Annotated in this window: 22 protein-coding genes; 12 read left to right on the top strand and 10 right to left on the bottom strand. The window is 40.4% G+C overall.

Features of this window, described 5'->3' with window-relative positions; all coding sequences use genetic code 11:
• Genes HMPREF3020_RS00840 through HMPREF3020_RS00830 form a run of 3 tightly spaced genes read right to left on the bottom strand, consistent with a single transcriptional unit; the run spans position 1 to position 3,017 of the window.
• Positions 1 to 552 (bottom strand): L-threonylcarbamoyladenylate synthase type 1 TsaC, encoded by a 552-nt coding sequence (locus HMPREF3020_RS00840; RefSeq protein WP_070775225.1) that lies wholly within the window; start codon positions 550 to 552, stop codon positions 1 to 3.
• Positions 549 to 1,091: a DNA topoisomerase family protein gene (locus HMPREF3020_RS00835; RefSeq protein WP_049366632.1), complete on the bottom strand. Its 543-nt coding sequence runs from the start codon at positions 1,089 to 1,091 to the stop codon at positions 549 to 551. Before HMPREF3020_RS00835 ends, HMPREF3020_RS00840 begins: the two co-directional genes overlap by 4 nt.
• Positions 1,092 to 1,100: 9 nt before the next feature.
• Positions 1,101 to 3,017, bottom strand: a complete 1,917-nt coding sequence (locus HMPREF3020_RS00830; RefSeq protein ID WP_070775224.1) for an ABC transporter ATP-binding protein — start codon at positions 3,015 to 3,017, stop codon at positions 1,101 to 1,103.
• Between the two features lie 139 nt (positions 3,018 to 3,156).
• Here HMPREF3020_RS00830 and HMPREF3020_RS00825 point away from each other — a divergent pair, with 139 nt between their 5' ends.
• Complete coding sequence (locus HMPREF3020_RS00825; protein WP_070775221.1) at positions 3,157 to 4,191, top strand: LLM class flavin-dependent oxidoreductase; 1,035 nt, start codon at positions 3,157 to 3,159, stop codon at positions 4,189 to 4,191.
• A gap of 58 nt (positions 4,192 to 4,249) precedes the next feature.
• On the opposite strand, the gene glpE is transcribed toward HMPREF3020_RS00825, so the two are convergent.
• The 3 genes from glpE to ilvY are packed head-to-tail and all read right to left on the bottom strand — an operon-like array spanning position 4,250 to position 6,355.
• Positions 4,250 to 4,567, bottom strand: a complete 318-nt coding sequence (gene glpE, locus HMPREF3020_RS00820; protein WP_070775220.1) for a thiosulfate sulfurtransferase GlpE — start codon at positions 4,565 to 4,567, stop codon at positions 4,250 to 4,252.
• Positions 4,557 to 5,444 (bottom strand): EamA family transporter RarD, encoded by an 888-nt coding sequence (rarD, locus tag HMPREF3020_RS00815; protein WP_070775218.1) that lies wholly within the window; start codon positions 5,442 to 5,444, stop codon positions 4,557 to 4,559. Before rarD ends, glpE begins: the two co-directional genes overlap by 11 nt.
• 32 nt (positions 5,445 to 5,476) lie before the next feature.
• A complete protein-coding gene (gene ilvY / locus HMPREF3020_RS00810; RefSeq protein WP_070775216.1) occupies positions 5,477 to 6,355 on the bottom strand; it encodes an HTH-type transcriptional activator IlvY in 879 nt (292 codons plus the stop codon).
• A gap of 162 nt (positions 6,356 to 6,517) precedes the next feature.
• Between ilvY and ilvC the strand changes: the two genes are divergently transcribed.
• The 3 genes from ilvC to rluE all read left to right on the top strand — a co-directional run bounded on the left by ilvC (position 6,518) and on the right by rluE (position 11,049).
• Positions 6,518 to 7,999 (top strand): ketol-acid reductoisomerase, encoded by a 1,482-nt coding sequence (gene ilvC, locus HMPREF3020_RS00805; RefSeq protein ID WP_070775214.1) that lies wholly within the window; start codon positions 6,518 to 6,520, stop codon positions 7,997 to 7,999.
• Between the two features lie 71 nt (positions 8,000 to 8,070).
• Positions 8,071 to 10,308, top strand: coding sequence for an autotransporter outer membrane beta-barrel domain-containing protein (locus tag HMPREF3020_RS09520; protein ID WP_070775213.1), 2,238 nt, complete (start codon positions 8,071 to 8,073; stop codon positions 10,306 to 10,308).
• A 54-nt stretch (positions 10,309 to 10,362) separates the two neighbouring features.
• On the top strand, positions 10,363 to 11,049 hold the full coding sequence (rluE, locus tag HMPREF3020_RS00795; protein ID WP_070775211.1) for a 23S rRNA pseudouridine(2457) synthase RluE: 687 nt from the start codon (positions 10,363 to 10,365) through the stop codon (positions 11,047 to 11,049).
• Between the two features lie 2 nt (positions 11,050 to 11,051).
• Here the strand turns inward: rluE and HMPREF3020_RS00790 are convergent, their stop codons facing one another.
• Together HMPREF3020_RS00790 and HMPREF3020_RS00785 are read right to left on the bottom strand one after the other, a co-directional pair.
• On the bottom strand, positions 11,052 to 11,861 hold the full coding sequence (locus tag HMPREF3020_RS00790) for a hypothetical protein (protein ID WP_070775209.1): 810 nt from the start codon (positions 11,859 to 11,861) through the stop codon (positions 11,052 to 11,054).
• Between the two features lie 64 nt (positions 11,862 to 11,925).
• Positions 11,926 to 12,609: a 2,3-diphosphoglycerate-dependent phosphoglycerate mutase gene (locus HMPREF3020_RS00785; RefSeq protein ID WP_070775208.1), complete on the bottom strand. Its 684-nt coding sequence runs from the start codon at positions 12,607 to 12,609 to the stop codon at positions 11,926 to 11,928.
• 187 nt (positions 12,610 to 12,796) lie between these two features.
• On the opposite strand from HMPREF3020_RS00785, the gene envC reads away from it, so the two are divergent.
• Together envC and HMPREF3020_RS00775 are read left to right on the top strand one after the other, a co-directional pair.
• Complete coding sequence (gene envC, locus HMPREF3020_RS00780) at positions 12,797 to 14,029, top strand: murein hydrolase activator EnvC (protein ID WP_070775206.1); 1,233 nt, start codon at positions 12,797 to 12,799, stop codon at positions 14,027 to 14,029.
• Positions 14,029 to 14,871: a divergent polysaccharide deacetylase family protein gene (locus HMPREF3020_RS00775; protein WP_049373701.1), complete on the top strand. Its 843-nt coding sequence runs from the start codon at positions 14,029 to 14,031 to the stop codon at positions 14,869 to 14,871. The genes envC and HMPREF3020_RS00775 overlap by 1 nt, the downstream gene beginning before the upstream one ends.
• A gap of 49 nt (positions 14,872 to 14,920) precedes the next feature.
• On the opposite strand, the gene HMPREF3020_RS00770 is transcribed toward HMPREF3020_RS00775, so the two are convergent.
• On the bottom strand, positions 14,921 to 15,550 hold the full coding sequence (locus HMPREF3020_RS00770; RefSeq protein ID WP_005694852.1) for a response regulator: 630 nt from the start codon (positions 15,548 to 15,550) through the stop codon (positions 14,921 to 14,923).
• A 181-nt stretch (positions 15,551 to 15,731) separates the two neighbouring features.
• Positions 15,732 to 18,236: a class I adenylate cyclase gene (locus tag HMPREF3020_RS00765; RefSeq protein ID WP_070775204.1), complete on the bottom strand. Its 2,505-nt coding sequence runs from the start codon at positions 18,234 to 18,236 to the stop codon at positions 15,732 to 15,734.
• Positions 18,237 to 18,372: 136 nt separating this feature from the next.
• Between HMPREF3020_RS00765 and hemC the strand changes: the two genes are divergently transcribed.
• The 6 genes from hemC to HMPREF3020_RS00735 all read left to right on the top strand — a co-directional run bounded on the left by hemC (position 18,373) and on the right by HMPREF3020_RS00735 (position 24,167).
• Positions 18,373 to 19,305, top strand: coding sequence for a hydroxymethylbilane synthase (hemC, locus tag HMPREF3020_RS00760; protein ID WP_070775203.1), 933 nt, complete (start codon positions 18,373 to 18,375; stop codon positions 19,303 to 19,305).
• A gap of 9 nt (positions 19,306 to 19,314) precedes the next feature.
• Positions 19,315 to 20,076: a uroporphyrinogen-III synthase gene (locus tag HMPREF3020_RS00755; protein ID WP_070775202.1), complete on the top strand. Its 762-nt coding sequence runs from the start codon at positions 19,315 to 19,317 to the stop codon at positions 20,074 to 20,076.
• 9 nt (positions 20,077 to 20,085) lie between these two features.
• Positions 20,086 to 21,381, top strand: coding sequence for a uroporphyrinogen-III C-methyltransferase (locus HMPREF3020_RS00750; RefSeq protein WP_070775201.1), 1,296 nt, complete (start codon positions 20,086 to 20,088; stop codon positions 21,379 to 21,381).
• Positions 21,382 to 21,390: 9 nt separating this feature from the next.
• Positions 21,391 to 22,677 carry a heme biosynthesis protein HemY gene (locus tag HMPREF3020_RS00745; protein ID WP_070775200.1) on the top strand — a complete coding sequence of 429 codons (1,287 nt, stop codon included), beginning with the start codon at positions 21,391 to 21,393 and terminating at the stop codon, positions 22,675 to 22,677.
• Positions 22,678 to 22,849: 172 nt separating this feature from the next.
• Complete coding sequence (locus HMPREF3020_RS00740) at positions 22,850 to 23,509, top strand: amino acid ABC transporter permease (RefSeq protein ID WP_049375122.1); 660 nt, start codon at positions 22,850 to 22,852, stop codon at positions 23,507 to 23,509.
• Positions 23,499 to 24,167, top strand: a complete 669-nt coding sequence (locus tag HMPREF3020_RS00735) for an amino acid ABC transporter permease (protein WP_070775199.1) — start codon at positions 23,499 to 23,501, stop codon at positions 24,165 to 24,167. The genes HMPREF3020_RS00740 and HMPREF3020_RS00735 overlap by 11 nt, the downstream gene beginning before the upstream one ends.

The following is a 24,167-nucleotide window of genomic DNA, read 5'->3' as shown; positions in this document are numbered from 1 at the left end:
TTATCCTTGTCTGAATAGTTGGTTTGTGAGCAAATCGCGAATTTCCGATGGATTTTGTGCTTGGCCGACTGCTTCATCAAGCACGGGAAAATCTGCCCCAAATTGGGAACGCACAGCATCTGCGTTGCGGCAAGGTGATAAACCAGTTAAATTCGCACTGGTCGAGGTGAGGGCAAAGCCTGTTTTTTCGCATAAGGCTTTGACGGCAGGATGAGTACATAAACGCACCGCAATGCTATTAAATTGCCCCGTCAGGAAATGTGGAACCTCTGTCTTAGCTGGTACCACCCAGGTGATTGGATGATCGTATTGCGCCTGTAAGCGTGCAAGCTGTTCGTCAGACAAATGGGAAAAATCAACAAAAGGCTGCAAAAAATGCAAGCTCGGCGCGACTAAAATAAGGCCTTTTTCAATCGGACGTTGTTTTAAATCAAGCAATTTTCTGACCGCACTTTCACTTAGTGGATTACAGCCCAAACCGAATACCGCCTCAGTAGGATAGGCAACGACTTCGTCTTGCATTAAACGGGTGGCAATTTGTTGTACATTCATTTTTCGTTCTCAAAAATATGTCGACAGCCTTTATTCGCACACTGCCACACTTGCTGTTCGGCATTTTCACTTTTTAATAGCGCAAGTGGAAAATGGCATTGTGGACAAGGCATGGCATAGGGTTTTGCCGGCAAGGAAAATTTACAATGGGGAAAGTTATCGCAACCATAAAAGATTTTCCCTTGTCGTCCGCGACGGGCAACCAAATGTCCTTTATGGCATTCCGGGCAGTCTATAGATTGTTCTTCATCCTGTTGCTCATGCACCACAAAATCACAATCGGGATAATGACTACAACCGATGAACATGCCAAAGGCACCTTGTTTGAGTTGGAGTGGATTGCCACATTGCGGGCAGGTCTCATCAAGCTCTTTCAACACCTTATGTTCCACCTTATGCAAGGGGCGCAAATAATCACAGGCGGGATATGCGGTACAACCTAAAAACAGTCCCTTTTTACCCTGTTTCATTTGCAGAGGCGCGCCGCATTGTGGGCAATATTCTTCGTGTTTTGTGTGTTGGAAAAGACTTTGACTCATACGCTGTCCCTATGCTTGTAGCATTACTTCCAATTCTTCTTGGACCGCTAACCAATCCATTTCGACTTCTTCCAATGCTTTCTTCACCTCTACTTGCAGTGCCAAAAGTGCGGTCAATTTTTCTTTATTTTCTGCACTGTATAGTTCGGTATCTGCCAATTGGTTTTCAATCTCCGCAAGTTTGGAGGCATGCTTATTCATTTTTTCCTCCAATTGAGAGATTTGTTTACGAAGAGGTGCAGTTTGTTGGCGAAGTTCGGCCTCACGACGTTTTTGTTCCTTGCGATTTTGCATGGAATTTTCATTGTCGTCATTTTTCTCCGAGGATTTATTTTCTGGTGCACTGTTTTGTTCGTTAAGCCATTTTTGATAATCCTCTAAGTCGCCTTTGAATTCTTCCACTTTTTTATCGTGTACCAAATAGAATTCTTCCACGGTATTACGTAGTAAGTGACGATCATGGGAAACCACCACCAAAGAGCCCTCATAATCCACCAGCGCTTCGGTCAATGCCTGACGCATATCCAAATCCAAATGGTTAGTTGGTTCATCGAGCAGCAATAAGTTTGGTCGTTGCCAAACAATCAGTGCAAGCACCAAACGAGCTTTTTCTCCACCGGAAAAGGCTTTCACCTCTTGGTTAACTTTGTCACCATGGAACGCAAAACTCCCAAGATAATCCCGTACCTGTTGCTCCGTTTGCTCTGGTGCGAGTTTCTGCATGTGCCAGAGAGCGGATTCGTCTGCACGTAGCGTATCAAGCTGATGTTGCGCAAAATAGCCAAGTTGCACGCCTTTAGCTAATTGTACTGTACCAGAAAGGGCGGTGAGCTCACCGGCTAACAATTTGATTAAGGTTGATTTTCCTGCACCATTTTTCCCGAGCAAACCAATGCGTGAACCCGGTACTAAATTCAGCTTAATTTTACTTAAAATTTCTACCACACTTTCGCCGCTGCCATAACCTGCGCTCGCCTGCTCAATCATCACCAACGGATTCGGCAAAGATTGCGGTGGACGGAATTCAAAGGTAAAAGGATTATCCACATAAGCCGGTGCAATCAGTTCCATACGCTCTAAGGCTTTCATACGGCTTTGTGCTTGTTTGGCTTTAGTCGCTTTGGCTTTAAAGCGGTCGATATATTTCTGTAAATGAGAGATCTTTTGTTGTTGCTGACGATACATGGCAGTTTGTTGCGCTAGCTTGGTTGCTCGTTGCACTTCAAAGGAAGAATAATCCCCCGTGTATTCGTTAAGCTTCTGATTTTCGATATGAAGGATTTTTGTCACAATCGGATCGAGAAAATCACGGTCGTGGGAAATTAATACCAAGGTGCCTTGATATTGCACTAACCAACGTTCTAACCAAATAACCGCATCCAAATCCAAATGGTTGGTTGGCTCATCCAGTAATAATAAATCCGATGGACAAAGCAATGCTTGTGCCAAATTCAAGCGCATTCGCCAACCACCGGAGAAGGATTTCACTGGTTGAGCGATTTCTTCTTGATTAAAGCCTAAACCATGTAATAAGGAAGCCGCACGAGATTGGATCGTCCAAGCATCCAAGGTTTCTAATTGTCCATGAATGCGCGCAATCGCATGACCATCATTACGTTCATTTGCTTCGTTAAGTTCCTGCTGCAAACGGCAATATTCGCGATCCCCTTGAATCACATAATCAATGGCGGGAATATCCAATGCAGGCGTTTCTTGATTTACCCAAGATACTCGCCAGTTGGATGGATAAGTGACCTCTCCGCCCTCTGGCGTTAATTCTTTTTTTAATAGGGCAAAAAGAGAAGACTTACCGCAACCATTCTTACCTACCAAACCGACTTTTTGTTTCGGATTGATAGTTGCTGTAGCATTCTCGAGCAATTCGGTTTGCCCGCGCTTTAGGGAAATATTATTAAATACAATCATTTTTTCGAATACATCTGAATTTGTGCCTATTTTGCAATATTTTTCCTTTTCTCGGAACAGTCTATTCCAATTTTATCGATATTTCTGCCAGAAAAAACGCGTATAATGACGCTCAACAAATCAATCATGAGGAAATAAAATGAAGCTCTCTATTCTTAATCTCGCCCCTGTCCGAGAAGGGCAAACTTATTTGCAAGCAGTCGATTCGATGGTGAATCTTGCAAAACACGCGGAGCGCATTGGCATTGAGCGCTATTGGATTGCTGAGCATCATAATATGAAAAATTTGGTGAGTTCAGCGACCGCACTTTTAATTCAACATACGCTAGCCAATACGAAAACTTTGCGCGTGGGGTCAGGTGGTGTGATGTTACCGAATCATTCACCGTATGTCGTAGCTGAGCAATATGGCACACTGGAGACACTTTATCCAAACCGAGTTGAGCTCGGTTTAGGGCGTGCACCAGGAACTGATATGCAAACGGCTGCAGCACTTCGTCGTGGGCGAAACAGTCTGGATTTCCCTGCAGAAATTGCGGAACTTCGTGGTTACTTTAAAGATAGCAACCCAGTTTCAGCTTACCCTTCCGCAGCCTTGAATATACCATTTTATATTTTGGGTTCCAGCACCGAAAGTGCCTATCTTGCGGCAGAACTTGGCTTGCCTTATGCATTTGCTTCACACTTTGCGCCACGCATGATGGAAATGGCAGTGGAGATTTATCGCAAAAACTTCAAACCTTCTACCTATCTTGCTGAGCCTTATGTCATCTTAGGTGTGAACGCGATTGTTGCTGAAACCGATAAAGAAGCAAAACAACTGGTGACAACACAAACACTATTTTTCTTAAATGTGGTCACTAACGCACAGCAAAATTTACAACCGCCTTTGGCATCAGAGGAAGATGTTTGGAAAGCCCAAATGCATGCCCAAAAGAAACCGCACTTTGGTCCAGTCGATTTCGAGGAGATCCCGATTTACAACCAAGAGCGTGCTGTAGTGGAACAAATGACCGCTTGTTCGCTTATTGGTAGTCCTGAAAGTGTGGAATTTCAACTCAAGCAACTACGTGAACGGGTATATTTTGATGAAATTATGGCGGTGAGCTATATTTTTGATGAACAAAAACAAGCTCAATCTTACACGATGTTGAAAGCGATCGTGGATAAGTAATAGCGAGACAAAAATAAAAAGTGCGGTGAATTTCACCGCACTTTAAATCAAAAAAATATTAATAAGCCGTTTCTATCGGTAAACCTGCTTTTACCCAACCATCAAATCCACCAATGACGCTAAACACATTTTCATAGCCTTGTTCAACGAGGAAAGTCGCCACATTTCGGCTGCTCACGCCATGATAACAACTCACGATAATCGGGGAGTCAAAATCCACCAGTTCTTCAAATTGTAAAAAGCTTTGGTTGGTTAAATGAAACGCCCCTTTCGCATGGGAATAGGTAAAACGTTGTGGGTCCCGAACATCAGCCAGTATGGCGCCATTTTGTACCATCTCCCAAGCTTTTTCCGGGCTAATTTCTTTAAACGACATGATTTGTTCCCTTAGCGCGCTGTTTATACACGCCATCAAAAATAATCAGGCTCATCGCCAATACTAAACAAATGAATAACGGATAGCTGTCCGCATCCATTTCCTCTCCAATTAAAAATGAAATAATCACCATCAAAATGGTTTCAACATAACCTAAAAGGCCAAGTAAATTCATCGGCAACATATTGCTGGCAATCACGTAAGCAATCAATGCTGAACCACTAATGAGCCCAAGCAATACCAATAACCCCCAAATATTAGGATTCGATTCTTGCACGGTGGCAAAATCGGTTTGAAGGGCAAAGTAAACGCTAACTGGCAATAATGCGATCATTTCTAAGCAAAAGGCACCAAGATCGGTATTTTTTAAGGCTTTTCGTATCGAGAAGTAGGTGGTGTACCCCACACAGATAACAATGGCCTCCCAAGATAATCCGCCTTTTAAAACGATGTTAGAAATCACTCCGACCGCCGCAATTACCACAGCTATAAATTTCAATGTTGAAATTCGCTCTTTAAAAATGATCCGCCCCGCAGCCACCATCACAATTGGCAACAATAAATAACCAAAAGAAACACTTAAGGAGCTGCCATTATTGGGTGCCCACAAAAAGAGCCACATTTGATAACCCATTAATGCGCCACAAGTGATATAGGAAAGGGCAAAGAGCGGTCGATTTTTAATGCGTTTTAAATGCTCAACCAAAGCCTGTTTTTGTTTAAACATGATGATGGAAAGGGCAACGAAAGGGAATGTAAACAGCATTCGATAGCCGAAAATATCCGTGCCACTGAGCGGTTTCAGTAGCGTGGAAAAATAATACATATAGCCAAATAAAAGCGAGGCTAAAAGTGAAATAAGTATGCCTCTTAACATAATAAATCCTTAGGTTAATTCTGCTTATTATTTTAGTCTAACATCTCCCAAAATGCACGAATTAGGGGGTTCGCTAAATTTCTTTTTTGCACACAAACCCCTAAATCAAACGCCTCAACGGGATTGTCTAAATTTAACCGAGACACGTCTTTTGACATAGGGTTATTATCAATCACCACATCCGGCAACATCGCTAATCCGAAACCAAGTGCCACCATTGGTACGATACCTTCGTGCCCCGCCACAGTGGCATAAATTTTGGGATGTTTAATATGTTTGCTACGTAGCCATTGTTCAATACGCTGGCGTGCCATTCCATCTAACGGCAAAATAAAAGGCATCTGTTGCCAGTTGATGGGTTCTTCTTGTAATAATTGTGTGGCTAAACAAGCGACTCGTGGTGCAATTAATGAAAGGGAAATATCATCAATTTTATAAAACTCCAACCCAGCCGGCAGATTATTTGGTTTCCCCGCCAAAGCGAGATCTACTTGTTCTGATTGAATGAATTGTACCGCAGAAGCGGGGTCACCGGTGGTCAGTTGTATTTCAACCTTTGGATAACGAGAACGAAATTTGGCTAACACCTGTGGCAAGTGGCTATATGAAGCCGTTACCGAACAAAATAAGCGTAACTCTCCGCTTAATTCCGCTGAATTATCCCGCAGTTGACGCTTAAACTGTTGCCAGTTTTGCCATTCTGCTTTCGCAAATTGCAGAAATTTCTCGCCTTGTTCGGTTAAGCGTACTTGTCGATTATCACGAATAAATAAAGGTTGTTCTAATTCCTCTTCCATGCGTTGAATCTGGCGTGAAAGCGTAGACGGAGACATATGATTTTGCGTAGCGGTTTTAGCAAAATTTTGTGTCTCTGCAAGATGAAGAAATATTTGGAGGTCTTGAAAGTTCATATATATCGTTAAAAGCAAATAACGTTGCAAAAATTGCAACACTAAGTGTCAATAATATCACTTTACGCAACAACTAAAAACCTTATAATCCACTTCACAACAAAAAACTATATTCAAACACAACCTCATACACATTAATCAACATCATAGAAAGGATGAAAAATGGCTAACTATTTCAACACATTAAATTTACGCGAAAAATTAGACCAATTAGGTCGTTGTCGTTTTATGGATCGCAGCGAATTTGCTGACGGTTGCAACTACTTAAAAGGCAAAAAAATCGTTATCGTAGGTTGTGGTGCGCAAGGTTTAAACCAAGGTTTAAATATGCGTGACTCTGGCTTAGACATTTCTTATGCATTACGCCCTGAAGCGATTGCAGAAAAACGTGCATCATTCCAACGTGCAACAGAAAACGGCTTTAAAGTTGGCACTTACCAAGAGTTAATCCCAACTGCAGACTTAGTGATCAACTTAACACCAGACAAACAACACTCTAAAGTGGTGGCTGATGTAATGCCATTAATGAAAAAAGATTCTGCGTTCGGTTACTCACACGGTTTCAACATCGTTGAAGTAGGTGAGCAAATCCGTGAAGACATCACTGTGGTGATGAGTGCACCAAAATGTCCAGGTACTGAAGTACGTGAAGAATACAAACGTGGTTTCGGTGTGCCAACATTAATCGCAGTTCACCCTGCAAATGACCCACGTGGTGAAGGTATGGCAATTGCGAAAGCATGGGCTGCAGCAACTGGTGGTGACCGTGCGGGCGTATTAGAATCTTCATTCGTTGCAGAAGTAAAATCTGACTTAATGGGTGAACAAACCATTCTTTGCGGTATGTTACAAGCAGGTTCAATCGTATGTTACGACAAACTTGTTGCTGATGGCAAAGATCCAGCATACGCAGGTAAATTGATCCAATACGGTTGGGAAACCATTACCGAAGCCTTAAAACAAGGCGGTATCACATTAATGATGGATCGCTTATCAAACAGCGCAAAATTACGTGCATTTGAACTTGCTGAGCAAATCAAAGAAAGCCTTGGTTTCTTATATTACAAACACATGGATGACATCATCAGCGGTCACTTCTCAGCAACTATGATGGCTGACTGGGCAAATGGCGACAAAGATTTATTCGCATGGCGTGAAGCAACTGGCAAAACTGCCTTTGAAAATGCACCAAAAGCAGACGGCATCAAAATTTCTGAACAAGAATACTTTGATAACGGTGTATTAATGGTTGCAATGGTGAAAGCAGGTGTTGAATTAGCCTTTGATGCGATGGTGGCAAGCGGTATCTATGAAGAATCAGCTTATTATGAATCACTTCACGAATTACCGTTAATCGCTAACACTATCGCACGTAAGCGTTTATACGAAATGAACGTAGTAATTTCTGATACTGCAGAATATGGTAACTACTTATTCTCTAACGTAGCAACGCCAATTCTTGCTAAAGAAATCATCCCAACCTTACAAAAAGGTGATTTAGGTGAACCAACACCAGCAGTCGCTATCGACAACATCACTTTACGCGATGTAAACGATACAATCCGTAACCACCCGGTTGAATTAATCGGTCAAGAGTTACGTGGCTACATGACAGATATGAAACGTATCGCAGTTGCAGGTTAATTATTAAATCGTTAAAATTTAAGCCAGCTTATTCAATAAGTTGGCTTTTTTTATAATCCCAAGGAATTAATATGAAAAACAACAAAATTTTTAACCGCACTTTTAAAATGAGTTTAGTCGCTGCAGCTCTTGGATTGGTAAATTCAGCGCTAGCAGCCGATGTGGCTTGTAATAGCAGAGGCGTGACAATTACTGGACAAAGTGGGGTTGTGTTGAATCAATGTTCGATTAATCCAACCAGTCCAACAAATGATCCTGAATGGGGTTCTCTATCCGCAGTAACAATGACAAACTCAAGCGGACAATTAAATAACGTCAATGCATCTCTTGAAATACCTGCTAACCGTGGAAACTCATTTGAAGTTGTTAATATCACTAATTCATCCGTTAATATTGATGGCGGTAATTACTCTATTACCAACCCACATAATTCATCTCCTGCAGGTTACTTATTTGATATTAACAATTCAACAACCAATATTTCCAATGCTAAACTTTCAATTGGCGCATCTAGTAATGGGCTTTTTGATATTTTCCATATAGATAATAATAGCATCTTGACAATAAATAATAGCGAAATCACCACATATGATGATAGCTCTATTTTGGCCTATGAAGCATCTAATGAAAATCAAAACTCCAAAGTAGTGATTAATAATTCAAGCCTTTCTGCACCAAATGGCGGAATTATTGGCGTTAGCTCAGGGCTAAATGGAGAAACACATGGTAACTTTTCCATTACATTTAATAATTCAACAGTTCAAGGATTAGGACTGACATCAGCTGAAGATGATGTTAATGGTCAAGCTGATAGCTTGTCAGAAAATCTAACTATCATCTCAAATGATTCTAAATTATCGGGTATAGCTTATGTTGATGGTTCAAATAGTAAGCTGAATCTTACATTAAATAATTCCTCCTGGAGCACATCAAACTATTTTGATGAAGAAGATCATAGACTAATTGATAATTCTCTAACGAGCCTATCTCTAAATAAGGGTACTGTAAATTTAGAAAAAACAACTAATTTCCAAACGTTAACTATCTTTAGCAATCTATCTGGCTCAGGCACATTCAATCTAAACACGAATATTGCTGAAAACAAAAGCGATAAAATCGTTGTTAAAGGCAGTGCCGAAGGTAATCATAAAATTGGGGTAACGAACCAAGGTGCAAATGTTGCTAACGGTAAAGTAACACTTGTTGAAACCAATGGTGGTAACGCTGCATTTAGCTTAACGAACCCGAATAATCGTGTAGATTTAGGGGCTTACCAATATTTCCTCACAAAAGAAGGAAATAATTGGGTGTTAGTGCATTCTCAGAAAGCATTAGATTCAACGAGTTCTGTAGAAACTAATGTTCCAGACAATACTGGATCTAATAACGCCGCCTCAAATAATCCAAATGTGCCAGATTATACATCGATCCCTAAAAAACCATTGCTTACAAACTTATCAAATATTCAAGTTTCTCTTCGCCAAGCACAATTGCTTTTAGTGGAAGATGATTTAACTAGCATTCATCAACGTCTAGGTGAGGTGAAAAACGGTGAAAAAGGTAATGTATGGGTTCGTAATGTAAATTCTCACCAAAAATTAGGCGCACTTTCTACTGGAAAAAGTGAAACTTCTGGTTTCAAACAAAACGTACATAGCTTACAAGTGGGCGCTGATACTGCTGTAACAGATAACCTCCGTGTTGGTGGATTTGTAGGTCGTAGCCAAGCTAACGTTGATTTCAATGGTGATTACGGTGATGGCAAAGTAAGAAGCAACAGCCTGGGCTTATATGCAGCTTACCTTGCAGATAACGGTATTTATGTAGATAACATTGTGAAATACAGCCGTTTACACGCTAACTCTGATCTCACCGAAAAACGTCATTACAACGCTTATACGATTTCGAGTGAATTAGGTAAACGCTTTAGCCTTGTAAACGATTGGACAATCACTCCGCAAGCACAATTAGCGTGGACACATATTTCATCACAAGAGAATGAAGATAGTTTATCTTCTGTTTATTCTCGAATTGGTTTACGTGTAGCGAAAGGCTTTGCATTAAGTAATGGTTGGAATTTACAGCCTTATGCAGAAGTAAATGCGATTACTAGCAAAAACCGTAGCAGCAAAATTCATTACACAAACAGTGCGCTTGATGTCGCAAGCAGCCGTGGACGTTTTGAAAGTGCAGTTGGTTTAAATGCTGGATTTGCAAATCATCGTTTTGGTTTAGAAGTAAGCCGTGCTGACGGTAAAAACTTCGATAAACCTTATGCAATTCAAGCGGTTTATCGCTATCAATGGTAATATAAAAGGGCGGAGTAAAATCCGCCCTTTTTCTCTTTTTACTAAATAAATAATATGTCGAAATCTTTCCCTTCTCGCTCATTTACAACCAAACGAACGGCAAAACCTACTCGTTCATTTAAGCCTAAAGCGAAGCTACTCACACTAGAACAAACAATCGTTGTTTTATTTAACAAACCGTTTGATGTGCTGACACAATTCACCGATGAAAATGGCCGAGCCACATTAAAAGATTTTATTGCCATTCCTAATGTGTATGCGGCTGGACGATTGGATCGTGATAGCGAAGGACTGCTGATTTTAACGAATAATGGTGAAGTGCAACATCGTTTGGCTGATCCTAAGTTTAAAACGGAAAAAACGTATTTTGTGCAAGTGGAAGGGATTCCTGAAGAGTCTGATTTAGACAAGCTTCGTCAAGGTGTTGAATTGAAAGATGGAATGACGATGCCAGCAAAAGTGCGGTTGATTTCAGAACCAGATTTTCTTTGGCCTCGTAATCCACCTATTCGTGAACGACAAAGTATTCCAACGAGCTGGTTGGAAATCAAAATTAGTGAAGGGCGTAATCGACAAGTGCGTCGAATGACGGCACATATCGGCTTTCCGACATTACGTCTAATCCGTTATCAAATGAGCCATGTAACACTTGATGGACTAAGTAATGGTGAATATCGCCGTTTGAATGAAGAAGAAATACGTGCGTTATTCAAACAACTTCATTTAAATAACGCACGTTAAGATTAGAAACGTTGAGCGGGTTGTGCATTTTCAACTTGCACGAAAAAGCCTTTATCATTCAAGATTATGCTGTAATCGGTAACATATTTAACACCGTTGGTTTCCACTATCGCATTACAGCTGCGAATGCCTTGTTGTGGATAAGATTGCGTTTCACGGGCTTGCGCGATTTGTTTCACTGTCATTTGGGTGTTAGTGGCTGCACCTTGTTTTTTGAAGGCATCAGATAATACCGCAAAAACTTTTGAATCATTACATCTTGGTACGACGACGGATTTTGTCACCATACTCGCTGTTTTTTGTGCGACAGTATCTACTTTCTTTTCAGTCACTTTTTCAACAGCCTTGGGTTCCGCTTTCTTCACTTCAGTTTTAACTGCGGGTGTTTTTTTAGCAATTACCTTTTCAGGTTTAGCTGATTCTTTAACTACACTTTGTTTGCTTTTCGCTACAGTCTTTTTGTCTTTTACTGCAGTTTGCTTCGTTTTTTCTACTGGCTGTTTGCCTTTCGTTTTTGTCGGCTCTGCTTTAGCGGCTTTATTTGTCGTTTTATTTTTTATTTTTTCTTTTTTCGTTACCACTTTTTTCGCTTCCACAATTTTAGCTGGCTTTTTCGCTTCTGCTTTTTTAGCATCCGCTTTTTTATTAGCTGTTTTGGCTACGGCTTTAGGTGTGGTTGTTTTCTTGGCTTCCACTTTTTTAACTGCCGTTTTCACTGATTTAGTTTGAGTTGATTTTGCCGTATGATTTGGCGATGCTGCAAAGGCCAAAACAGGTAACAAGGCAAAAATCACCGCGAGTAATTTTTTCATCCTTTATTCTCCTTAAACAAAAAGTGCGGTCAAAATTAACCGCACTTTGAAATTCACTTATAAATTAAAGATAGTAGTGTTCTACGTAGTTTAATTTATCGTCAAGTTTTAACACTAACGGTTGACCGGTTGGGATTTCAAAATCCATGATTTCTGCATCAGAAATACCGATGATGTGTTTTGCTAATGCACGAAGTGAGTTACCGTGTGCCACCACTAAAACACGTTTACCAGAAAGCATTGCTGGAGCAATTTGGTCTTCCCAGAATGGTAATGCACGTTCTAAGGTTAATTTTAAGTTTTCTGCATTTGGTATAACATCAGACGGAATGTTTGCATAACGACGGTCATTATGTGCAGAATTTGGATCTTTCGGATCTAAATCTGGAGGAGAAATATCATAAGAACGACGCCAGATATGAACTTGTTCATCACCGTATTTATCTGCTGTTTCTTTTTTATCTAAGCCTTGTAATGCACCATAGTGACGCTCATTTAAACGCCAGTTTTTCACTTGAGGAATCCATAATTGGTGAGATTCTTCTAACACGATGTTACAGGTTTTGATTGCACGAGTTAAAACAGAAGTGAAGGCAATATCAAATTCATAGCCTTTCTCGAACAATTTTTTACCCGCAGCTTTTGCTTCTTCTACGCCGCGCTCGGTTAAATTTACATCACGCCAACCGGTGAATAAATTTTTTGCGTTCCACTCACTGAAACCGTGACGAATGAATACTAATTCCATAAGGATCTCCTAAGTATTAATAAAAAAATGAATGGCTCTTTTATAGCAAAAAATCGTTATGTTTAAAAGCAAAAAGGCGGTATTTACTGATCTTTCGCAAAAAAACGTCTGTAAACTTTTAGCCACTCAAAAATAATGCTAGTATTTAAGCCTTATTCGTCCCTTAATTTCTCTCAAGTTTAGATGTATGCAGCAAAGCAATCGTAGAAAAAAAATCTTATCAAAACTGACCGCACTTTTGGCTTGCGGTCTGCTTGGCTTTTCATCTTTCGCGCAAGGCAACGATCTCAATCAAATTCAAAAACAAATTAAACAACAAGAATCGAAGATCGCCGAGCAAAAACGCGCACAAGCTAAACTCCAAGCCAGTCTTAAAGATCAAGAAAGCAAAATTAATAGCGTTGTCGGTGAATTACGTGAAACAGAATTAAGTTTGCAAGAAATCCGCAAGCAAATGGCGGAAACCGAAAAGCAAATCAAGCAATTAGAAAAGCAAGAGCGCGTGCAAAAAGCGAAACTCGCACAGCAAATCGATGCCATTTATCGTTCAGGTGTCAATCCTTCTACCTTGGAAAGAATGCTTTCAGAGGATGCGAAAAAAGCGGAACGCATGAAAGTGTATTATCAGCACTTAAATCAAGTTCGCATTGATATGATTAATAATCTGAAAGCAACACAAGAGAATTTAGCAAAACAACGCGAAGCGATTTCAGGCCAACAAAAGAATCATCGCGATCAGCTTTCTACGCAAAAGAAACAGCAACAAGAATTACAAAAAGCGCAACAAGAACGTCAATCTACGTTAAATGAACTCAACAAAAACTTAACGAAAGATCAGAATAAATTGGAAACGTTGAAAGCGAACGAAAATGCCCTTCGCCAAGAAATTCAACGTGCTGAACAAGCCGCTCGCCAACAAGAACAACGTGAGCGTGAAGCCCTTGCTCAGAAAAAACAAGAGGAAGAAAAACGTACCTCAAAACCTTATCAACCAACAGATCAAGAACGTAAGTTGATTAACAGCACCAGTGGTTTAGGTACGGCCGCACGTCAATACAGTCGTCCAGTTTCTGGCCCGACGTTATATTCCTTTGGTTCAATCCAAGCGGGCGAAGTACGTTGGAAAGGCATGGTTATCGGCGCACCAACGGGTACCGCGGTAAAAGCTATTGCAAGTGGTCGTGTCATTCTAGCGGGTCATCTTAATGGCTATGGTTATATGGTGATTGTGAAACACGGCGACAGCGACTTGAGCTTATATGGTTTCAACCAAGCGGTATTTGTGAAACAAGGTCAGCTGGTGTCTGCGGGACAAACCATTGCGCAAGTAGGTAATACGGGTGAGCTCTCTAAACCGGCACTTTACTTTGGAATTAGCCGTAAAGGGGTGCCTGTAAATCCAGCTGGGTGGATTAAATAATGGCGGCATTCTTTCAAAGTGCGGTCAGAAATACGATCATTTTTTCAACCGCACTTTTTTCTGCGTTTACTTTTGCACAAGGCAAACTGGCTATTGTAATTGATGACATTGGCTATCATCCGAAAGAAGATGCCGAAGTTTTAGCCATGCCAAAAGAAGTCTCTGTTGCGATCATTCCAGCAGCACCCTATGCCAAAATACGCAATCAAGAAGCAAAAGCGCAGAATCACGATATTCTCATTCATATGCCAATGCAGCCTGTCAGCAACATTAAAATTGAAGAAGGTGGTTTGACTTTAGGGTTATCTGAAGCGCAAGTGAATGAGCGGGTGAAAAAAGCGAAAGCTATTGTGCCCAATGCCATCGGAATGAATAATCATATGGGCAGTGCAGCCACAGCCGATACCACATTAATGACCTATTTGATGACCACACTTCGCGAGCAGAATTTATTCTTTTTAGATAGTCGCACCATTGGAAAATCAGTCGCGGGCAAAATAGCAAAAGAACAAGGCGTACGTGTATTAGATCGCCATGTGTTTTTAGATGACAGTGATAATTTGGCAGATGTTCAACGCCAATTTCAAAGTGCAATTCAATATGCACGTAAACATGGCACCGCCATTGCTATTGGACACCCTCGTCCAAATACCGTAGCCGTATTAAAATCAGGAATCAAAAATTTACCCGATGATATTCAATTAGTCGGCATGGGAAGCTTGTGGCGAAATGAAAAAATCTTGCCACCTAAACCATTTATCTTAATTTTTAATGATATTCCTGCGCCAACTTCAGTCGCGCCGTTTGAGCCAATCCCTTTATTACGGGGCGTGCCAAGATAACAAAAAGAGCGGTTAAAAAAACCGCTCTTTTTTATCATTTGAAATTTACCTATCGACCATTTCGCTCAAAGAACAAGACGGTTGCTGCAACGCGTGAGTGAACGTTAAGTTTACGAAGTAAGTTACGAATGTGCACTTTAACTGTTTCTTCAGAAATGAAAAGTTGGCCCGCAATTTGTTTATTAGATAAACCTGTTGCGATTAAACGTAATACATCCATTTCACGATCGGTGAGAGAATCCATTGGATCAACAGTATGTTTGCGTTCTAAAAGAAGATTTTTAATCGAATCACTTAAAATCACTTCACCTTGTGCAATACGTTTAATTTGCTCAAGTAGCACATCTGGCTCAGTATCTTTCAATAAATAGCCATCAGCACCCGCATCGATGAGAGTGAAAATATCATTTTTCGCATCAGACACAGTTAAGATCAAAATTCGTGCATCAACACCTTCTGCACGCAAGCCTTTAAGGGTATCTAAACCAGAAAGACCTTTCATATTCAGATCTAAAATGATTAAATCCGGGGATTCTTGAATCGCAATGGAAATGCCTTCTGTACCGCTTCCTACATCGGCAACGACTTCAAAATTCTCTTCTAATTCAACTAATTGTTTGATACCACGACGCATTAATGGATGGTCGTCGATAATTAATACTTTTAACTTTTCTTGCATAATATTCTCCAAGAGATAAGCGGACAAACATTCTATCGCCTGAAGGCGAAAACGTCCACAGCCTTAGATTATTTCTCAATAGATTTTCGAACGAAGGATTCTATCGGGATTTTGCCTATCTTCCAATGCATAATTTGCAGATAAATTTGATTTACCTCAAACAATGCTTGTTTTGATTGAGCTATTCGCAAGTCCTTTTGCTTTTAAATTTGAACGGCATAATACGCATGCCACTTTCTGTCGGATGCAATTGATAAAATTGAGGATAATTAAAATTCCGTTGCACCATTTTATACGGATTTTTACAATCTTTCGAGCCGAGTGATTGATAAATCTGATTCACTTCACGCACTTTATCATCTTTTGAACCTTCACATTGACGATAAATTTCGAGACGATTCTTTTCATCTAACAAATAAACGTTAAAGCTATTATCGGCATTATCCTCAAAGAAGAATTGTAAAAAACCTTCACTGGCAAACAAATCAATTTCAGGCGGATATCGACGGGCCTCTGGAATAATTTCTTTTTCTTCCAACTGAGTCGGTAAAACGTCCTCAAAATTGACCGCACTTTCTTTTCCACCATCAATAGGTTGCAAACTGATCCCTTTTTCTTCAAAGAAGAATTGCCAGTTTTTCCCTGCCACACGTAAACGGGAGTGCGTTGTTGGGCGACTGTCGCCTAATTGAATACTGATACAACGGTTTACAAGTACGCTCACTAAGTTTCGCAATGTGCGGTTGTAGTGTTTACTGTAACAGAAAACCTGTATAGAACGGGGCTGATTCACACCTTGATCAATTTTATTAGAAAGCACTTTTAAGGCAAGCAAAATCGCATTCTGCCCTTCAAAATGTAAAGTTCGAATTTCATTCCACACATTACGGTAAGTGAAATCAATGCTGCCGACCAAACTCTGTTCTAACTGACCAAAACTAAATAAATCACTTGGTGAAATATTGGATTTAAGTTCTTCGACTTGGGCAGTTGGGTCATTAACTAAGTTCACTGCAATAAATAGATCGCGGATTTCACATTGGGACGAAAGCGCCTCATTTGTTGGAGCTTGACCATTTGTATGCGGGAAAAACAACCGTAAATCGGCGACAAAATTACGTAAAGTGAGTTGGTCGATATTTTGACTGATTAAGTGCAAATGAGTTTCAGCGGTCAACAAGCGATTAAAATAAGCCCATGCGACGACTTTATTTAAACTTTCACCGTATTCAATCACACGTTCTTTCGAGAACATCATATGATGTGGTGGCTGATTCACCATATACCACCCATCCTTAAAATTCTTATTGCCGAGAACTTCGATAAATGTGAGGTGTTCTTCTGTTAAGTTATAGGAAATTTGTGAGTTTAGTAACGTAATTTTACCCGGCAATTCTTCAAAGGCAGTATAAAGTTTGCGAGAAAGCACCGTAATATCTTGCGGGATCACGCTAGAATTAATTTTATGTTTGCGTGCAAAATCCACTAGATTTCGATAACTCATCATCAAGAAATTCACCAAATTATTGTGACTTTCTTTCACCCGTTTAATTTTCCAATTTGGACGCAGATCTAATTCTTCAATACGTTCTTTTGACCAACCCCATTCTTGGGCCATCATTTTCATATAAGAAATACGCCAGTTTGAGGCGTGATATAACGCAAAGTCTTCTGTGGCTTTCACGTAAAAACAAGAACGTACAAAATCAAGACGCTTAAATTCTGAATGTGCGGTCAAATATTGGCTAATTCTCTCTAAAATCGCAATATAAGGATCGAAATGATGTATAGCCGTGCTGTGACCAGAAAGCAAATCCTCTTTAAATTGGCGAGCAATTAACTGGGCATTTGGGTATTCTTGGGCATAGGTTTCCAACAACAAGATTTTCATCACCGACTTATAAGGTGAATCAATACCTTTATAAAGTTGCCATAAGCTCGCACCAAAATATTCACTGGCTGAGAATTGCCCTAATCCACCGAAATCCACCCAATCATTTAAATTAAGCTCACCAGCCGCGACTAAACGAGCAACTTCGGCCTCATATTGTTTTTCATCTTCCACCCACAAGTGGAGCCACAATAATGGCTTGCCAGCAAGACGTACAGCGGAGCGATAAAATTCTTCCAACAGCAACATATATTGAGCTGAACCACTGTTTTCTTTAGTTAGTGGATCGGAATAACGTTCGTTACGGAAACGTTGTTGTGTCATCAAATAGAAATGCATTTCCACATGATATGTGGATGCCCATTGGCTAATTTTCTTCGTTTTTTCCGCTAAGCGCTGCTGTTCTTGTTCAGATAAATCATCTTGATGGCAGATCCAAATATCCAAATCCGAAGCTGAGTTTTGGCTAATAGAGCCAAAACTGCCCATCACATAAATACCTAAGATCGGTGAAAAAACAGCAGCAGAATTGACCGCACTTTGCACGTCTTCAATGAGCTCAGGATGTTCTTTTGAGAGAAAATTTTGCTGATAATTGGAAAGGATAAAATCGGCAATGCCTGCCGGGGCATCTTCCACATAACCCGGCAGAGTTGGATGATTAAGATGCAACAACAGCGGCACCAAAGAGACGATGTGTCGGAATGCATCACCTGAGCCCAATAATGCTCGATCAAAACGACGCTTGTCTAATGTTTCAATACATTTTCGGGCTTGAGTGAAATCGTATTTCAAGGCTTCCTACCTATGACCAAATAATTGACGTTAATGTACCACTTACCTAGTCGGAAATCAAAAATTTAAATGATCTGACTTTTTGCCCTAAAAATGGTAGCATAGAACATATTTCTATTTAAAATCAGCGGTATTTATGGCAGCACTTAAAACCTTAAAAATTGCGACCCGTCAAAGCCCTTTAGCACTTTGGCAGGCAAATTTTGTGAAAGATCAATTAGAAAAATTTCACCCGACACTTTCTGTTGAATTAGTTCCGATGGTGACAAAAGGTGATGTAATCTTAGATTCCCCTCTGGCTAAAATTGGTGGAAAAGGCTTATTTGTTAAAGAGTTAGAAAACGCTTTACTTGAAAAACGTGCTGATATTGCCGTCCATTCAATGAAAGATGTGCCGATGGAATTTCCAGAAGGTTTAGGATTAAGTGTGATCTGTAAACGTGAGGATCCACGCGATGCTTTCGTGTCTAATACATACTGTTCATTAGATGAATTGCCACAAGGTGCTATTGTTGGAACATCAAGCTTGCGTCGTCAATGCCAATTAAAACAATTACGCCCTGATCTTGATATCCGCTCCTTACGTGGCAATGTAGGAACCCGATTAAGTAAATTAGACAATGGCGAATACGATGCCATTATTTTAGCCTCAGCTGGCTTAATTCGTTTAGGGCTAGCGGAACGTATTGCCTCATTTATTGAAGTAGAACAGTCGTTACCGGCTGCCGGACAAGGCGCGGTAGGCATTGAGTGCCGTGTTGATGATGAAGAAGTAAAAGCATTACTTGCTCCACTTTCAGATGCCACCACGACGACTTGTGTTTTGGCTGAGCGTGCAATGAATACTCGCTTACAAGGTGGCTGCCAAGTGCCAATCGGTGGCTATGCCATTGAGCAAAATGGCGAAATTTTCTTGCGTGCACTCGTCGGCGAAACTGATGGCTCTGCGATTATTCGCGCGGAAGGTAAAAGTGCGGTTGAAAATGCCGAAGCATTAGGCGTGACCATTGCTGAACAACTTCTAGCACAAGGCGCAGATAAGATTCTGGCGAAGATTTACTCAGCATAGGTAATCACCATGGCCGTACTAGTCACTCGCCCCGATGAACGAGGAAAAAACCTAGTTGACCAGCTGAATCAAGCCGGTATGGTTGCCTTGCATTTGCCTTTGCTTTCTATTGAGGCAGGTGCTGAGTTGACACAATTACCGACAAAACTTAATCAGCTAAAAAGTGGTGATTATGTGTTTTTGGTTTCAAAAAGTGCGGTCGATTTTGCGGATAAAACCCTGAAAGATATTGGCTTTAGCTGGCGTCAAGATTTACAATACTTTACAGTTGGACATAGAACGGCACAGCATTTTTCCTGTCAAACTGAATGTACTGTTCGTTATCCAATAACGTCGGAAAATACTGAAGGTGTATTAAATTTACCGCAAATGGCAGAATTAACAGATAAAAACTTGTTAATTTTACGTGGAAACGGTGGACGAGAATTACTGCGTGAACAGGCTACACTACGCGGTGCAACTGTTGAGACAGTCGAATGTTACCAACGCACGCCGATTAGTTATAATAACGAAGAGCAAACCAGTATTTGTATTCGTTCTGGTGTGCAAACCCTTGTGGTCACAAGCCTTGAAATTTTGCAGGCATTAATCGAATTTGTGCCTGAAAATGAACAAAATTGGCTAAAAAATTGCTGTTTAGTCACGGTAAGTCAACGCATTGCGGATGTCGCAGCACAACAAGGTTGGCATAATGTGGTGGTTTCCGCCGGTGCGGACAATCAAAGTTTACTTAATACCTTACTTAATAAAGTAACTCCCCTTTCTCACTAAGGAAAAAATATGGCGAAAGAGAAATTAACCCCTGAAACGACAGATGAAATCCAAGAAACAGATGCAGTGGAAATTCAAACTGAAGATCGCGAGCCTGTTGCGCCACGTACACAAACCGTTGTGAAGAAAAGTGGTACTGGATTAAGTTTATTGGCTATTCTCATTGCACTTGGCGTGGGTGGTGCAGGTTATTATTTTGGCCAACAAAAAGTGGATGAATTCCAACAAAAATTGACCGCACTTGAAGCTCAAATCAATAATAAAACGGTGGTTTCAGCACCTGCTCAAGAAGTAAAATTTGATACTACACAGCTTGCTCAATTAGAGTCTGCGAATAAAGCAACGCAAAACAAAATTGCGCAAGTAGAAGAGCTAATCAATGCCAAATCACATGAGTTAGTTGGCTTACAATCACAAATCAATAAAGTGAGCGCTCAAGCTAATGCTCAACAACCTACTGATTGGTTATTCTCAGAAGCGGATTTCTTGCTCAACAATGCATTACGCAAATTAGTGTTAGATAATGATGTGGACACAGCAGTTTCACTCTTAAAACTCGCTGATGAAACCCTTGCTAAAGTGAATAACTCACAATCTGCAGCTATTCGTAGTGCTATCAATCAAGATCTGAAACAACTTCTCTCCGTAGCTGGCGTGGATCAAAATTCGGTCATGCAAAAATTATCGCAATTAGCTAATACGGTTGATGAGTTACCTGTGTTAGATGTGAATTTCGGTGATGATCAAAATGCAACAAAATTATCAGATTCTCTGTCTGACTGGGCAGAAAATGCAGAAAAAAGTGCGACCTCATTCTTGAATCACTTTATCCGTATTTCGCCGAAACATGGTGCGGATCGCAAAGAATTATTAGCGCCAAACCAAGATATCTATTTGCGTGAAAACATTCGTTTACGCTTACAATTAGCGATTATGGCAGTGCCTCGTCAGCAAAATGAGCTTTATAAACAATCTTTAGAAGCCGTTGCATCTTGGATTCGTAGCTATTTTGATACCAATGCTGAAGTGACTCAAAGTTTCTTAAAATCAGTGGATGAATTATCTGAAGTATCCATCTATGTGGATGTGCCAAGCCAATTACAAAGCTTAAGCATGCTTGATAAGTACTTAAATCGTACACCTTTAGATGTGCAGAAAGTGGAAATTGAAGCAGAAAAAGCGGTTGATAATTCACCAAGAAAAGAAGAAGTAAAACCAGCACCTGAAGCGAAAGCGGAAGAGCCAAAAGCTGAAGAAAAACCCGCTGAAGCACCAGCACAACCGGCAACTGAACCCCAACAATAAGGATAGATAATGTTTAGAGTTCTCTTTTTAATGATCGCCTTACTTGCCGGATTGATTGCAGGGCCTTACCTCTCCGGTCAGCAAGGTTATGTCAGAGTTGAAACGGCAAACACCATATATGAAATGTCACTCACCACATTAGTGATTCTCTTTGTAGTCACGCTTGCTGTGATTTATTCGTTAGAGTGGTTGGTGACCCGTTTCTTCCGTTTAAGTAGCAATACCTATAACTGGTTTTCTCTCCGTAAACGTGTGAAAGCACAACGTCAAACCCTTGAAGGCTTGATGAAAATGAATGAAGGCGATTATGCCAAAGCAGAAAAACTGATTGGTAAAAATGCGAAACATTCTGCAGAGCCAGTATTAAATCTGATTAAAGCCGCAGAAGCTGCTCAACAACGCGGTGATGAATTCAGCGCAAACCGTTACTTAATTGAAGCAACGGAGCTTGCTGGATCAGATAACCTGTTAGTCGAAATTGCACGCACCCGTATTTTATTGCAACAAAATAAATTACCGGCAGCGCGTAGTTCCGTCGATAGCTTGCTTGAAATGTCAGATCGCAACAAAGAAGTGTTAAAACTTGCGGCTGAAATTTATAGCCGTTCCAAAGCTTATCAAGCACTTGATGGCATCTTAGATTTAATTGAAGGTTCTGGCTTATTCTCAGCAGAAGAATTTAAAGCACTTCAACAAGAAACAGAAAATGGCTTGTTAGATGAGAAAATGAATGAAGAAGGCGTTGAAGGCTTGCTCGCATGGTGGGAAGCTCAGCCACGCCGTCGTCGCAATGACTTAGAATTAAAAACCGCTTTAATTCAGCGTTTAATTGATTGTAACGATCATGAGTCTGCTTACGAATTCACGCTTGAAATCATGAAAAAATTGGGTGATAACACTCCAATCAGCCCTGAGCTTTGCACGCAAATTACTCGTTTACAAGCAGAGGATAACAGCAAACTGCTCAAACTCGTGGAAAAACGTGCAAAACGCGCCGATGAAAGCCAACGTTGTTGTCTCAATCGTGCATTAGGTTACCTTTATGTGCGTAATAATGACTTCGCTAAAGCAGCAGAAGCATTTAAAGAAGTGACCGCTTGCCCAACTCAGCTTCAACCAAATGATGTTATGATGGCGTCTTATGTGTTTGAACAAGCTGGTGACAAAGAAGCAGCTGAAAAAATTCGTCAGGACAGTTTAAAATCAGCCATGTCTATTCAGGACAAACCCGCTGAAACACAAACTGAAGTAAAAACAGACGAAGAACCAACCGCACTTATCGCAAAACGTGATTAAAATAAACAATGACGGGGCTGAATAAAGCCCCGTTTTTATTATTTCATCCTCGCCTATCTCATTTAAAACACATCTCTTATTACATTTCATTATAAATAATGCATTTCCATTCTTTTCTCACCGATTCAAAATTTTTTACTATATCGTCAAGCAAACGATTAAATTATAAGAAATGAATTGGGATTATATTTTAAGCGTCACACCACGTTTTATTCACGCCACATTAATGACGCTTCATCTCGCCTTTTGGGGCATTTTGTTGTCGCTGATGATTGGTGTGGCTTGTGCTGTGATTACCACCTACAAAGTCAAATCATTAACTTGGCTTGTAAAAGGCTATATCGAGCTTTCTCGTAATACGCCTTTATTAATTCAAGTGTTTTTTCTCTATTTTGGGCTTTCTAAAATTGGCCTGAAATTAGACGGGTTTACTTGCGGCATTATCGGCCTAGCATTTCTAGGTGGAAGCTATATGGCAGAAGCCATTCGCGGAGGTCTGGAAGCCGTATCAAAAGGACAAATTGAGTCAGCCTTAAGTATTGGTCTAACCCCTTTTCAAGCTTTTCGCTATGTGATTTTCCCACAAGCCTTTGCGGTTGCCACACCTGCAATCGGGGCAAATTGCTTATTCTTAATGAAAGAAACCTCAGTGATCAGTGCTGTCGCCGTCGCTGAACTGATGTTTGTAGCGAAAGAAGTCATCGGGCTCGATTACAAAACCAATGAAGCCTTATTTTTATTAGTGGTGTTTTATTTGATCATTCTATTACCGATGTCTCTGTTTATCAGTTATTTAGAACGCCGTACTCGGAGAGCAAAATATGGGGCTTGAGTTATTATTCCAAGGCAGCAACATTGAACGCTTGCTCAACGGTTTATGGGTGACGGCTGAAATTGCATTCGTTTCCGTCTTCTTCGCCTGTATTTTAGGTGTGATTTTTGGCGTAATCATGACAAGCAGAAATCCCATTATCAAAGCCATTTGCCGCTTTTATTTAGAATTTATACGTATCATTCCATTATTAGCGTTACTTTTTCTCGCGTATTTCGGTTTGGCAAAATGGTTTGATATTCACTTAGATGGCATTTCGGTATGTATTTTGGTGTTTATTTTCTGGGGAACGGCAGAAATGGGGGATTTAGTGCGTGGCGCATTAACTTCCATTGAAAAACATCAAGTGGAATCAGCCTACGCTTTAGGTTTAATGCCGTTTCAAACCTTTGTGTATATTTTACTGCCACAAAGTTTAAAACGTGTGACACCAAGTGCTATTAACCTCTTTACCCGCATGGTAAAAACCAGTTCCTTGGCAATGTTAATCGGTGTAGTTGAAGTAATTAAAGTCGGCCAACAAATTATCGAACATTCATTATTTAGTAATCAATCGGCAGCGCTTTGGATTTACGGTGTCATTTTCGGTTTATATTTTGTGATTTGTTACCCACTATCCTTATTTTCCCGTTATTTAGAAACCCGTTGGGAAAGTTAA

Source organism: Haemophilus sp. HMSC068C11, assembly GCF_001815355.1.
Taxonomy (GTDB): Bacteria; Pseudomonadota; Gammaproteobacteria; order Enterobacterales; family Pasteurellaceae; genus Haemophilus_D.
Note: the sequence above shows the minus strand (reverse complement) of the source record. Positions and strands in the feature narration are given on the sequence as shown.